This window comes from Viridibacillus arvi, from assembly GCF_001274945.1.
Lineage (GTDB): Bacteria > Bacillota > Bacilli > Bacillales_A > Planococcaceae > Viridibacillus > Viridibacillus arvi.
In genome coordinates, this window is sequence record NZ_LILB01000005.1 from 1634106 (window position 1) to 1648448 (window position 14343).

Consider the following 14343-nt stretch of genomic DNA (forward strand, 5'->3'; position numbering starts at 1 on the left):
CACCTCCTTACATTGTTACTCCATCTTTGAAGATCGCAATTTCTTTAAAGCCATTTACTTCATTTTTTGTATGCACTTCTCCTGATGCTACTTGAATAATGTAATCGAAGAATTCATTTGTGAGCTGTTCCATTTCAGTATTTTCAACTAATTTTCCAGCATTAAAATCTATCCAATTCTTTTTGCGATTGAAAAGCGGTGTATTTGTTGAGATTTTAACTGTTGGAGTTGGACCACCAAATGGTGTACCACGTCCTGTTGTAAAAAGAACAATTTGACACCCACTCGCACCTAATGCGGTTACAGAAACTAGATCATTTCCTGGTCCTTGCAATAAGGATAATCCTTTAGATTGAAGTAAATCGCCGTACTCTAATACGTCTTGAACTGTGGCAAAGCCACCCTTTTGAACACAACCTAACGATTTTTCTTCTAACGTTGTAATACCGCCTTCTTTGTTTCCAGGGGATGGATTCTCATAAACAGGTTGGTCATATTTTATAAAATAGTGTTTAAAATCATTGATTAAATTGACGATATCATCGAATGTTGATCGATCTTTTGCACGATCCATTAAAATCGTTTCAGCACCAAACATTTCTGGTACTTCTGTAAGGAGTGTTGAGCCCCCAAACTGGATTAATTTATCTGAAAATGAACCTAAAAGTGGATTTGCAGTAATGCCTGATAACCCATCACTACCTCCACATTTCAACCCTATTTTTAGCTCTGAAACAGGCACTTCTTCACGATGGAATGTTGAAACGTACTCAAATACCTCTTCTACTAATTCCATGCCACTTTCCATTTCATCATCTACTTGTTGCACGCTAAGAAATTTCACTCGTTTTGGATTGTAATCTCCAACAGCATCTTTGAATAAATCGATGTAATTGTTTTCACAGCCTAGACCAAGTACAACGATGCCTCCTGCATTTGGATGGTGGATTAAGTCTGCAAGAATTTTCTGCGTGTATTTCAAATCATCACCAAGTTGAGAGCAACCATATGGATGTGCAAAGTGATAAACACCATCAAAGTTAGCTGCTTTTAAGCTGTTATTACATAATCTAGCAAGATTTTCAGCTACTTTATTAATACAGCCAACAGTGTTGATAATCCAAATCTCATTTCGAATTCCAACATTTCCATCTTCCCTACGGTAGCCTTTAAATGTTGGAACTGAAATGACTTCTGCTTTTTGTGCTAATACTTTTTCGCCTTCGTATGTATAGCTCAATTCGCCTGCTAGATTGGTTTTTAAATTATGACTATGGACAAAATCTCCGATAGCAATATCTACTGTTGCGCTACCAATTGGATAGCCATACTTTATAATATTGCTTCCTTTTTGAATTGGTTGAATGGCGATTTTATGTCCACGTTTTATATCTTCATTCAAAGCAATTTCCCTATCTTGTAATCGAATTACATAGCACTTTTCTAAATCTTCCAATGCAATGGCAACATTATCAGCTATATTGATTTGCGTAGTTTTTTGAGATTCCACTTAGTAACAATCCCTTCTTGAAAGATTAAATAGTCCACTAAAATAAAAGATGCATGTATTATTTCAATATACAATTAAGTTAATGAAAAATATTACATGCATTTTTTTGTCCTATTCGATTTGCGTCTATACTATCGTTGTATATCTTTCTTTAAACCTAGGAATTTTTCTAGATCCTCCATATAAGGTAAACCTTCATTATCTCCTGGTACTGTTAATACGAATGCTGCCACAGAGTTTGCAAAGCTTAAACGTTTCTCCATCGTCCAACCGTTAATAATGCCGTAAATATAACCAGATGCAAAGGCATCTCCTGCACCAATTTCGTCGACAATTTCTAAATTTTCTAAGGCTGGTGATGAAGTGATTTGGTCGTCTTCGTAACCAACTGCACCTTTAGCTCCACGCTTTAAAACAAAATTCTTGATGCTATAAGTTTCTTCTAAAAGTTGAGTTAGTTCATCCATTTTACTTGTTGAAAATAATATTTCTGCTTCTTCTTCGCCCATCATTATCATGTCTACATATGGTAAATAAGAACATAATGTATTGCGTGCTTCTTCAGCGCTCCATAATTTCAGGCGAATATTAGGATCAAGAGTAACATAAACATTATTTTTTTTAGCTATTTTTAATAATGCTAAAATAATTTCTCGGTTGTTTTTATGAATGGCTGAAAATACGCCACTTATGTGAATGACTTTGAATTGCTTTACGTATTCTTCATCTATATCAGTAGTTTTCAATGTTTCTGTAGGAGAATTCCCTCTATAGTAATATGAGTTGATACGATTGCCATTTAAAATTTCTTTAAAATACACTGACGTTGGATAACCTTCCACTAGCTTCACATGCTCAACATCAATACCTTCTCCTCGAGCAAATGAATAAATATGCCTGCCGAATTCATCCTGTCCTAAACGGCTAATCCAACCTGTTTTCAATCCTAATCTTGAACAGCCGATAGCTACATTAAGCTCTGCTCCTCCAACTTTTCTTTCAAAGGAATTTACAAATCTTAAAGGGCCATTAGACATAGGATTCATCGTGATGAGTGCGTCACCTATTGTTAGTACATCCAATATATTCGCTCCCATTCTTTTTGTTTTTACGTTGAAGAACGTACTACTAATTTTGGTTCAAAACGGATAATAGTTTCTTCTGTTTTTTCATGTTCATCTGCTTTTTGTAATAACTGCTGTGCAGCATATGTGCCAATTTCATAAGATGGCTGTGTTACAACTGTGATTGGAGGATTATATATTTCTGAGAAGCTAACTTCATCTATACTGACCAAAGCAACATCTGTAGGAATTGTTAACGCCTTTTTTCGACAAAACTTTAAAACTTCAAGTAATGTCAGGTCATTCCCACAAATAATTGCATCAGGTACTTTGTCTTGTGAAAACATAAAATGCATTTTTTCCTGCATTTTATGAATCTCCTCACCTGCGAATAACTGTTCTAATAGTGGTAAGTTGTGTTTTTGTAATGCTTTTTTAAATCCGTCCATCCGCTCTATACGAGGGGTAATATTCATCTCAATAGAGGTTGTTAAAAATGCGATATTTCGATAACCTTTTCCCACTAAATGATCAACAGCAAGAGATGAGGCTTTCTCGTTGTCTAATAACACTGAAGTTATGTCAGTGTTTTCTACAGTTCTATCAACAAAAACGAGAGGATACCCACTTTTCTCTAACTTTTTATATAAGTCTAAATTGCCGCCTGTCGGGAAAATTATTAATCCATCCACCTGTTTTGCTCTAAGTGTTTCTATATACTTTCTTTCTTTAGAAGGTTGATCATCTGCATTACAAACTATGACATTTACATTTTTGCGCTGGCACTCATCTTCAATTGCTCGAATAACTTGTGTTGAAAATGTGTGCAAGATATTCGCGACTATAACACCGATTGTATATGTCTTTTTTTGTTTTAAACTACGTGCAATAATGTTTGGTTGATAATTCAACTCTTCTATCGCACATTCAATTCTCTTCTTAGTTTCCAAACTCATATATTCAAAACGGTTATTAATATACTGTGATACCGTACTTTTCGAAACATTTGCTTTGTTGGCTACATCAGCCATTGTCACTCGCTCCATTTGTCATCTCTCCATTTTTAATAAATCGGTTTAGTTATTTATTAAAATTATAGGGTATTATCACTTCCAGTACAATTTTTACAATTTATTGAAGACCGAAAGTGAAAAATGATTCCCTATGCATGAAGATATTTTAATCCACTTAAGCTAATGTCTCTTCATTTGGCTTAATAATAGGTTTGACGAAACGAATTACCGCTAGTGAAGCAACTATTGCTAAGCCCCCTGCTAATAAAAATGCTGCAGTATATGTTCCTGTAGTATCTACAAGATAACCTGTTAAAGTTGGTCCAATAATCCCTGCAGTATTTGCTAAGAAGTGCATGAAACCTCCTACTGAACCTACATTACTTTGATCTACTACATCATTAATAATTGCCCAGTAAATTGCACCAGTTAAGTATAAGAAGAAGACAGATGCCGCTACTAAAGCAACTGCACTTACAGTTGTTGTTACTAAACCCGCAAATCCAATACATAATGCTGAAAGGAATAGACACGATACAAGTATTAATTTACGAGAGAACAAAACACCTTTTTGTAAAAACTTTTTATAAATAAAGTCTGAAACAAAACCACCCATTGCAAGACCAATAAAACCTAATACCCAAGGAATAACTGTTATAATACTCATATCCTTAACACTCAATCCTCGTGCACTTACTAAATAACTCGGGAACCATGTTAAGAAGAAAAATAAAATATAGTTATAAGCAAAAAATGCAAATGCAGTAAATAAAACAGTTTTTTGTTTAATATAGAAGGTAAATTTTAATTTGCTTTCTTTTATTAAACCCATATCATCTTTTTGAACATTGTCTGCAGCTTTTTCAGGCTTTTCCTTCACGAATTTCCACCAGAAAGCAGCCCAGATTAAACCAATAATCATAATTGCGACAAATGAAATTCTCCAACCATATGCTATAGCAATATAACCAACGATTGGTCCTGAAATTGCTCCACCAAGTGGTGTACCACTATTGGTTAATCCGACAACTGATGCACGTTGATTTGGCGGGAACCAGTTATTGACCATCTTATTTATGGTGGCTGATAACGGTCCTTCACCCATACCAAATAACACACGGATAACAATCATACTAACAAATCCAACTGCTAAAACTAATGCTCCGCTAAATAATGACCAAACAATCATCGCTACAAAAAGCGTCATTTTTGCGCCGAATTTATCTGAAGCCATACCTCCGAAAAAGTTGAATAACGCATATCCAACAGAGAAACTACTGAAAATAATCCCCATTTGCGTTGCTGTTAACGATAAATCATCTTTAATGAACGGTGCTGCAATCGATAGTGCAGAACGGTCAAGATAGTTAATCACACCAGCTAAAAATAAAAATGCTATTACAACGCCTCTGCCTTGTGAAAACATAAAATCACCCCAATTGTCATTTTAATAAACCGATTTAGTAAAATCGTACAAAATTCACATTTCTCTTACACTCCTGAGTAAGCAATAAAACCGCCATCTACAGGTACTGTTATTCCTGTTACAAAGCCTGAATAAGCTTCATCAGAAAGCCATAATAATGTGCCAAGTAAATCTTCTGGCTGACCGAAACGTTTCATCGGAGTCGCGGTTAATATTTTTTTAGAACGTGGTGTATAGCCACCCTCTTCGTTGATCAATAAATTATGATTTTGTTTTGTTAAGAAAAAACCTGGGGCGATTGCATTTACACGTAACCCCGCTTCAGCAAAATGAACAGCCATCCATTGAGTAAAATTATTAATAGACGCTTTTGCAGCACTATACGCTGGTACTTTAGTCATTGGAGAGTAAGCGCTCATAGAAGAAATATTAATAATTGAAGGTGATTCACTTTTTAAAAGTACTTCCCCAAATACTTGACTAGCCAAAAAGCTTCCTGTGAAATTGCTAGAAAAAACTTTATAAAATCCTTCTTCTTTTAAATCAAAGAAACTTTTCCACTCTGTTTCTTCTTCATAAATTTCAGTTGATGTTATAGCATCATCATCATTTCCGCCAGCTCCGTTAATTAATAAATCGATACGACCAAATTGCTTCAAAACTTGTTCTTTCGCTTGTACTAACTCACCACGACTCAGGACATCTGTTACAACTGAAATAGCCGTCCCACCTGCTGATACTATTTCATCAACAATGACTTGTCCCTTTGCAGCTGTTCTATTCAAGATAGCTATTTTCATCCCATGACGAGCAAGCTCAATTGCCATACGGGAGCATAAAACACCGCTCCCTCCAGTAATTACAGCCACTCTATCAGTTAAATTTTCGTGAATTGGTATCATTTCGTATTACCTTCCTCAGCTGTTTTGTAAGCATCCCAAAGGCCAAGTAAATACATAATTCCTAATGCACGATCATATAAACCGTAACCTGGTCTACATTTTTCTCCCCAAATATGACGCCCATGGTCTGGTCTTACATAACCTGCATAATTTTGTTTATACAATACGTTTACAATACCTTTGACATCGATTGAGCCATCTTGTGTATAGTGGGATGTTTCAACAAAGTCACCATTGTCATAGATTTTCACGTTGCGAATATGAGCAAATGGCGAGCGGTATGCATATTTTTCTGCAATTTTCACCATATCGTTTTCAGGACTTGCTCCCATAGAACCCGAGCAGAATGTAAATGCATTTGAAGGAGAATCGGAAATTTCGATTAATTTTTCATAGCTTTGGTCACCTGTGATAATACGCGGTAAGCCAAAAATTGAATATGGTGGATCATCCGGGTGAATTGCCATTTTCACATCGCACTCTTCAGCTACTGGTAGAATAGCTTTAAGGAAATACTCTAGGTTTTCCCATAAACGTTGTTCGTCGATTTCTTTATATGCTTCGAATAGTTCAGAAATCTTCGCCATTTTTTCTGGTTCCCAACCTGGAAGTGTTAAATCTGACGCTGCAGCTACAGTGTTAATAAGTTCTTTTGGATCTAAATTTTCCACTTTAGCTTTTTCGAAGAATAATGCTGTTGAACCATCTTCTAAAGGATGGAACATTTCTGTACGTGTCCAGTCGAAAATCGGCATGAAATTATAACAGATTGTATTAACTCCGACTGCTGCAAGATTACGTATTGTTTGCTTATAATTTTCGATGTACTGATCGCGTTCAGAAATACCTAATTTAATCGATTCGTGGACATTCACACTTTCCACTACATCTGTATGGAATCCAAAACTTTGAATATAATCTACTTCACTCTGAATCTCTTCTTTTTCCCAAACTTCACCGACCGGTTTTTGATGTAATGCCCAAACAATTCCCTGTACACCTGGGATTTGCTTTACATGTTCTAAAGTAACTGTGTCATTTCCTCGTCCATACCATCTAAATGTAATATTCATAAAGCACCTCCGACATTTTTATATTAATCAAATGTAATAATCGCTTTTCTAACTTGATCTGGGTGTTTCTCGATAAAATCAAAAGCCTCTTGGACTTGATCGACTGTAAATGTATGTGTAATTAAACCATCATGACGTAACTTTCCTTCATTCAATAATTGAACGATTTTAGGGAACTGGTAGGTTTGTAAACGTGATCCAGTTACTGTAATTTGTTTTTTTGTAATTGGTAATTGTGAAATAGCCGCTGGACGCTCGTCAAAACCTAACACGACAATGTTACCTGCTGCAGACACTACTTCAAATGACAATTCGAAAGTTGAAGGTAAACATACTGCATCAATCACAATATTGGCTCCTTCACCGTCTGTTATTTCCATCACACGTTCCTTCACATCTTCTGAACCTACTTGTATGATTTCATCTGCCCCTAATTGTTTTGCATAGGCAAGACGTTCTTCACTTAAATCGGTAATAAAAACTTTTGCCCCTTGAATTTTCGCTAGTTTCAAAATACAAATTCCAATCGGACCTGCTCCTTGGATTAAAACGGTATCTCCTTTTTCTACTCCGCCTCTCCAAACAGCTTGCGCACCAATTGTATATGGTTCCGCCAACACTACTTCTTCCCATGGTAGTGCTGAATCTACTGCATGAAGTTGCTTCTCCGGCAGTACGATCCACTCACGCATACCGCCATCTTCATGAACACCGAAAACAGACAATTGCTCACATACATTAGGTTGACCTTTACGGCACGCATAACATTTTCCACAGTAACTAATTGGTTCTACAACGACATGGTCTCCTACTTTTAAATTCGTCACTTCGGAACCAATCTCTACTACTTCTCCTGTTACCTCATGACCAACAACTCTAGGTAATGTAGCAAGTGGATTTGTCCCATGATAAATATGCATATCTGACCCGCATATCCCAACACGCTTAACTTTTACAAGTACATCTGTACCTTCTTTTACTTGTGGTTTTTCCATATCTTGCATCACTAATTCATATGGCCCTAATACTTGAAGCGCTTTCATTTTCAACACCCCTTCTTTAAAATCTAATAGTTCTAAGTAGTTTTTCTAATTTAGATGTAAATTCATAGATTCTAATTAGAATTCACATTACTTATATCAATCAATTTTTTTACTTTGTAGAATTTTGTCGTTCTATGTAGCTAATTTAGGTATTTATAGATAATAAATCGGTTTAGTATTAATGTAATATAGTTACTAAACCGGTTTAGTGAAATTATAAAGGATAGATTTTTCAAAATCAATTATTAATTTGGACAATTATTTATATTTCCACTGTTTTTAATAAGATGAATTTAGTATTAGTGTAAATAAATGGATAGAATACTAGTGAAGTAAATGTCATGAATAATGCCTAACAACTTCGAGTTTATTATTAAATTTAGTATATTTTTCTTCCTTTATCTAAATAATATAAACAGTTCGTTTTTAGGAGGAAGTACATGAAACCGATTATTAAAGTTCTAGATGTCACATTAAACAACCTAAAAAACGTCAAATACGGAACATTTCATATCGATACAAACTTTAACAAATTAGAAGAAGCTAATGTTATTGGATTCTATGGTCAAAATGGTTCAGGTAAGACTGCTGTTGTACAAGCATTTCAAATTTTATCGGCACTCTTAGATGGTGGGATAAATAAAAAACTTCCCCATGTTCATCACCTACATATATACTACGGTGAATCATCTTTACAACTAAATTTCCAATTCATCATCAAAAATAAATTTGGCGAGTACTTCTTAAAATACGCTGTTTCACTTGTAGTTGGTGAACAAAGGTTAAATGTTATAGCAGAAAGCTTAAATTATCGAGAAAATAAACGGGGTAAACGCTTTAAAAATATACTTTCAAAAAACGGAGAGGAAGTTACTATCCGCACAACCAATCTCACCTCTTTAAACCAAAATGATCGAGTTAAAGTATTAGTAGCAAACCATCTTTCTAAAGAAAATCATTCTTCTTTTATTTTCAGAAAAGAAGTTAGAAATATTCTTCCCAATTATTTAGATGAAGTGGAAATGGCACTCATTCAAAATATTATTTTTGACTTCAAAAGAGACTTGCATATCATTGATAATACGCAATTTGGTAACTTAATCTCTAATATTACGATGCCTTTTAATATACATCTCGAAAATAAACGTGGTGTGATTCCTTCCAAATTAGAAGATACTACTTTACTACCAAAAGACATGTTCAATGCAATGAAAGAATTAATAGAACAAACAAACATTGTCCTTAAAATGCTTATTCCTGGTTTACAGATTAAAATTCATGTTCTTCATACCCAAAAATTGAATGACGGATCTGATGGTGTGCTCGTTGAGTTTCTCTCCCGAAAAGGCGACATTGAGCTACCATTGAAATGTGAATCCGAGGGTACATTGAAGATAATTTCTATCTTAAGTACACTTATCGCTGTTTATAACAATCCCAATGCATGCGTTATTATTGATGAATTAGATGCTGGTGTATTTGAGTACTTATTAGGTGAACTACTTGAAATTATCCATGAAAACGGAGCGGGCCAATTGATATTCACTTCTCATAATTTACGTATACTTGAAGTACTACCAATCCATAATTTATGGTTCACTACTACGAATGAAGAGAATCGCTATATGCAATTAAAGGGTGTCAAAAAGCTTAATAATCCTAGAGATGTCTATTTGCGTGCAATTCAGTTAGGTGGTCAAGACGAAGCAATTTACAAGGAAACGAATGCTTATGATATGAAACGAGCATTTAGAAAAGCGGCTATTATAAATGAGTAATAAAGCGAAAAAAGTCGTCTTGTTACTAGTAGAAGGTGCCTGTGAAGAAGCTTTATTATACGATCGAATACGTACATTATTTAATAATAATGAAATTAGATTCGATATTATTAAAGGGGACATTATGGGGGATTTAAATCAAAAGAGCTCCAATATAAAAAACCTAATTGGAGATCGCGTTAAAAGCTATATTAACAAAATGAAATTAGGCCCTAAAGATTTATTGGCAATTATCCAAATAGCCGATACAGACGGCTGCTTTATTGATGAATCCGCCGTAATTATTGATGAAAATCAAGATAGATTAACACTCTATAACGCTAAAAACATCAGTGTTCCCAATAGTAATCAACAAAGCAAAATTATTGAAAGAAACAAATTAAAAAGCAAAAACATTCATACTATGCGAACGCTCAATTCAATTTTATCTGGCAAAGTGAATTATCAAATTTATTATTTTTCTAGAGCACTTGAACATATTTTGTTTAACGAAGCCAATCCGGAAACACGTTATAAAGTGCGTGAGGTTGAGGAGTTTTTAGAAAATGAACAAAAGCCGATAGAAGAATTTCTTTCAAATTTTTTACCCATTTCAACTAGTATGACATTAGAAGAAAAATATATGGAAAGTTGGCAAAGCATATCTGCTGACCTTGCCTCTTTGGAAAGGTTTTCGAATGTATCTCTAATGTTCGATTATATGAAAATGATTAACGAGTAACAATAAAAGCCTTGATACCAAATAGTTTTGGTTTCAAGGCTTTTCCATTACTCATTCAAGCTTTGTACTGTTGGTGTAGCTAAATTTTTATGACGTTTTACTGGGTCCAACTTGCGCTCTATGAAACCAAGTATCAAATCTGTTATAACAGCCATCAGTGCTGTTGGAATGGCACCTGCTAGAATAATCGCTGTACCATCTGTAGCATTTGTACCACGGATAATAATATCCCCGAGTCCACCTGCCCCAATGAAAGCACCGATTGCTGTAATACCGATTGCAACAACAAGGGCTATACGAATTCCTGCAATAATTACAGAGAGTGAGAGTGGCAACTCAATCATATACAGCACTTGTATGCGTGTCATACCCATTCCTCTACCGGAATCAGTAAGGTCTTTGTTAATATTATTAATGCCTGTGTATGTGTTTTTAATAATCGGAAGTAGTGAATATAAGAATACAGTAATAATTACTGTCGTTTTGCCAAGCCCCATGCCTAGCATAAGAATCGCCAGTAATGCAAGCGCCGGTATAGTCTGTATAATATTCGCTATCGTAATGATGAACCCTGATAATTTAGCGTATTTCGAAATAAGTATGCCCAGTGGAATACCGACTATGGCTGCTAAGATTACACCATAAATTGAGATAAGAAAATGTGTTATAAATTGCTCAAATACATAAGAACCATTTTCAGAGAAGTAGTAAAAGAATTGTTGGAATGTATTTAAATCAGTCATCCTTTTTCCCTCCTTCTTCATCCTCAAAATAATTATGTTCTTCTAAGAATTTTTCGGCTACAATAGCTGGTTCAACTAGATTGTTATCAGCTTCATAGTTAAGCTTTTGCATTTGCTCTGTTGAAATTTTACCTATTAGTTTTTCAATCGCTTCTTTTACTTTTGGTTTTGCTTCTAATAATTCATTTACTGCAAGAGTACTTGCATCATACGGTGGGAAAAATTGTCGGTCATCCTCTAATACAACAAGATCATAACTTGCAATACGACCATCTGTTGTATAACCAAGAATCACATCCATTTTGCCTGCTTCTACAGCATCGTAGACAAGCCCAATCTGCATAGGGTATACGTCTTTAAAATCAAAGCCATACGTTTTCACAAAGTCTTTATAGCCATCCCCGACACGATTGACCCATGAGTTGTCGACGCCTGCCTGTAAATCTTTTGCGATATCTTTTAAGTCACTCACTTTTTTCAAATGATATTTTTCAGCCATTTCACGCGTGACCATAAATGCATAAGTATTTGCAAAACCATATGTGTCGAAGAAGGTTTGGTCGTAGCGCTCTTGGAATATTTTTTGTACATTATCCATCGCTTTTTTCGGGTCTTTAACAGGATCTTCTTTTAAAGCCCCAGTAAGGTCTGTTCCTGTATAACGTGTTGAAGAAATATTTGCATCGCCATTAATCATTGCTTGATGCAGGACGACACTTGATCCTAGGTTATTAATCAGTTCTACCTTTTCATCCGTTTCATGTTCAATCATTAATTTCAGCATATTAGCCATAATCTTACTTTCTGTTGTTGTCATTGAAGCAATTTTCACATCATTATCATCACTTGAACCAGTCAGCGAACAAGCAGATAAAAATAACACTGTCATAATCAAGCTAATCGTAATTATTTGTTTATATTTCATAAGCATGTTCCCCTCCTATCGTTCAATTTTTAAACCTCTTGGTGTAGCCCACTTTTCTACTTTAGATAATATAAAGTCAGTAATTAATGCCAAAATAGTTACTAACACAGCGCCGCCAATAATAAATTCCGGTTGATAAAGGTTCAGTCCATTAAAAATAAAATCACCTAAGCCACCTGCTCCTATGTAAGATGCTAAAGTTGCCCATGAGATGGCATAGACTGCTGATAATCTAATCCCCGACATAATGACAGGGATAGCTAATGGCAGCTCGACCATCCCGATGGATTGAATTTTTGTCATTCCCATACTAATTCCGGCTGATTTCAGACCTGAATTAACAGAATTCATACCAATATACGTATTATTTAAAATAGGTAATAGTGTGTAGATAAATAGAGCAATAATTGCAGGGATTTTCCCGACTCCTAAGAATGGAATCATAATTGCTAAAATAGCTAATGATGGTAGTGTTTGCAGAACACTTGTAATGCCTAAAACGATTTTGGCGGTTCTCTGTAGTTTTGATAATAAAATACCCAAAGGAACTGCAACGACAATGCCTAAAATTAAAGCTATGGCAGATATATAAAAATGTTCCCATGTTTTTTGTACAATATCTCCGCCGTTTTGTGTTATAAAGTCAATCATCTACTCACGTCCTTTCTATTTAGTTAGTATTTAGTTAAGTTGTTTATTAGATACACTTTGTTGCTCTAGATTAATATCATTTGCATCCTCATTTATTTCCTCATCACCCCAAATAGTGTCATATACCATATCCACAATATTTGCACGAGTAACAAGTCCAATTAAACGATGCTCTTCATCTACAACAGGAATATGTTTTAAATTCCGCTTTAAAATACGTCGTACTGAATCTTGTAATTTTGTACCATTACTAACATAAAAGACGTCTTTTTCTACTGCTTCAGAAATGCTAGAAGTGGTATGTCGTGCTTTAGTTAATCCCTCTACATCGATATAACCTTTCAAATGATTTTGGCCGTCAACAACAAATAATGTGTCGACACGCTTTGTTACCATCAAACGAAAAGCATCATTAATACTTTTTTCTAACGTAATAGAGATTGGTTTAATCATTACATCATCAACAATTTTTGCACTTGGCTTTTCTTGCATTAAACGGTGAGAGCCAATAAATTCACGAACAAATTCGTTAGCAGGGTTAGATAGGATATTGTCAGGAGTATCAAATTGGATAACTTGGCCACTATGCATTATACAAATGCGATCTGCCAATTTAATCGCTTCATCCATATCGTGCGTGACGAAAATAACAGTTTTACCAAGACGTTGCTGTAAATCTTTCATCAAGTCTTGTAACGTGTCACGAGTAATAGGGTCTAATGCGCCGAATGGTTCATCCATTAAGATAATGTCTTGGTCTGCGGCTAATGCCCGGAGCACGCCGATACGCTGTTGCTGACCACCAGATAATTGCGCGGGATATAGATCGAGATAGCTTTGAGGTAAATTTACAAGTTCAATGAGGCGTTCTGCTGTTTGATCTTTCTTGTCTTTTGTCCATTTCAACAATTTAGGTACAAGCGTAATATTTTCACGAATGGTCATATGTGGCATAAGACCGATTTGTTGAATAACATATCCAATACTCCTACGAAGTGCTACGGGGTTCTTTTTCGCTAAATCTTCCCCTTCTAAATAAATGGTGCCTTTGGTTGGTTCTATCATTCTATTAATCATACGCATGGCAGTCGTTTTCCCACTTCCACTAGTACCGATAAAGGCAACAAATTCACCGCGTTCTATTTCAATATTCATATCATCAACGGCTTTCTTTCCACCCCTATATACTTTCGATAAATTCTCTATCTTTAGCATAAGTATTCCCCCTCAAATTTTATAACCTAAGTTCTTTTACCCCCTATCGGTAGACATTAAACCTCAAAAAACTAAAATATTGAAAATATTTACTTTATTGTATAAATCGTTGCAATTGCAAGCTATATGTATGTGCTAGCTTCAATACGATAAATGCATTGATTCCTTGCACTCTGCTGATCATTGATAATTAAAACACTTCATTTATTCACAATAAATTCCATCTCTAATCTTAGGTTCTTTTCTATAACTTTTAATCCCTACAAAAATACTTTGTTT

Annotated in this window: 13 protein-coding genes; 2 read left to right on the forward strand and 11 right to left on the reverse strand. The window is 35.0% G+C overall.

All coding sequences use genetic code 11. From position 1 onward, the window contains the following. Positions 1 to 7 precede the first annotated feature (7 nt). The 7 genes from AMD00_RS16960 to AMD00_RS16990 all read right to left on the reverse strand — a co-directional run bounded on the left by AMD00_RS16960 (position 8) and on the right by AMD00_RS16990 (position 8031). The gene (locus AMD00_RS16960; RefSeq protein ID WP_053418166.1) at positions 8 to 1510 is read right to left on the reverse strand and encodes a UxaA family hydrolase; all 1503 of its coding nucleotides are present in this window, start codon (positions 1508 to 1510) and stop codon (positions 8 to 10) included. Between the two features lie 131 nt (positions 1511 to 1641). Beyond that, positions 1642 to 2592, reverse strand: a complete 951-nt coding sequence (locus AMD00_RS16965; RefSeq protein ID WP_053418167.1) for a sugar kinase — start codon at positions 2590 to 2592, stop codon at positions 1642 to 1644. Between the two features lie 26 nt (positions 2593 to 2618). Next, complete coding sequence (locus tag AMD00_RS16970; protein ID WP_053418168.1) at positions 2619 to 3620, reverse strand: LacI family DNA-binding transcriptional regulator; 1002 nt, start codon at positions 3618 to 3620, stop codon at positions 2619 to 2621. Positions 3621 to 3762: 142 nt separating this feature from the next. Then, complete coding sequence (locus AMD00_RS16975; RefSeq protein ID WP_053418169.1) at positions 3763 to 5013, reverse strand: MFS transporter; 1251 nt, start codon at positions 5011 to 5013, stop codon at positions 3763 to 3765. Between the two features lie 65 nt (positions 5014 to 5078). After that, entirely contained in the window at positions 5079 to 5915 is an 837-nt protein-coding gene (locus AMD00_RS16980; protein ID WP_053418170.1) for an SDR family oxidoreductase, read from the reverse strand. Next, positions 5912 to 6988: a mannonate dehydratase gene (uxuA, locus tag AMD00_RS16985; protein ID WP_053418171.1), complete on the reverse strand. Its 1077-nt coding sequence runs from the start codon at positions 6986 to 6988 to the stop codon at positions 5912 to 5914. Before uxuA ends, AMD00_RS16980 begins: the two co-directional genes overlap by 4 nt. 23 nt (positions 6989 to 7011) lie before the next feature. After that, positions 7012 to 8031 carry a zinc-binding alcohol dehydrogenase family protein gene (locus AMD00_RS16990; RefSeq protein WP_053418172.1) on the reverse strand — a complete coding sequence of 340 codons (1020 nt, stop codon included), beginning with the start codon at positions 8029 to 8031 and terminating at the stop codon, positions 7012 to 7014. Between the two features lie 440 nt (positions 8032 to 8471). Here AMD00_RS16990 and AMD00_RS16995 point away from each other — a divergent pair, with 440 nt between their 5' ends. Both AMD00_RS16995 and AMD00_RS17000 read left to right on the forward strand, forming a co-directional pair. Then, positions 8472 to 9809, forward strand: a complete 1338-nt coding sequence (locus AMD00_RS16995) for an AAA family ATPase (RefSeq protein WP_053418173.1) — start codon at positions 8472 to 8474, stop codon at positions 9807 to 9809. Beyond that, positions 9802 to 10530 (forward strand): hypothetical protein, encoded by a 729-nt coding sequence (locus AMD00_RS17000; RefSeq protein WP_053418174.1) that lies wholly within the window; start codon positions 9802 to 9804, stop codon positions 10528 to 10530. Before AMD00_RS16995 ends, AMD00_RS17000 begins: the two co-directional genes overlap by 8 nt. A gap of 47 nt (positions 10531 to 10577) precedes the next feature. Here the strand turns inward: AMD00_RS17000 and AMD00_RS17005 are convergent, their stop codons facing one another. From AMD00_RS17005 to AMD00_RS17020, 4 genes are read right to left on the reverse strand one after another with little or no spacing between them, the layout of a single operon-like run. Further along, the gene (locus AMD00_RS17005; protein ID WP_053418175.1) at positions 10578 to 11273 is read right to left on the reverse strand and encodes an ABC transporter permease; all 696 of its coding nucleotides are present in this window, start codon (positions 11271 to 11273) and stop codon (positions 10578 to 10580) included. Then, positions 11266 to 12198: an osmoprotectant ABC transporter substrate-binding protein gene (locus AMD00_RS17010; RefSeq protein WP_053418341.1), complete on the reverse strand. Its 933-nt coding sequence runs from the start codon at positions 12196 to 12198 to the stop codon at positions 11266 to 11268. The genes AMD00_RS17005 and AMD00_RS17010 overlap by 8 nt, the downstream gene beginning before the upstream one ends. A 15-nt stretch (positions 12199 to 12213) precedes the next feature. Continuing rightward, the gene (locus AMD00_RS17015; protein ID WP_038180651.1) at positions 12214 to 12849 is read right to left on the reverse strand and encodes an ABC transporter permease; all 636 of its coding nucleotides are present in this window, start codon (positions 12847 to 12849) and stop codon (positions 12214 to 12216) included. A 30-nt stretch (positions 12850 to 12879) separates the two neighbouring features. After that, positions 12880 to 14064 carry a betaine/proline/choline family ABC transporter ATP-binding protein gene (locus tag AMD00_RS17020; protein ID WP_053418176.1) on the reverse strand — a complete coding sequence of 395 codons (1185 nt, stop codon included), beginning with the start codon at positions 14062 to 14064 and terminating at the stop codon, positions 12880 to 12882. Between the last annotated feature and the right edge of the window lie 279 nt (positions 14065 to 14343).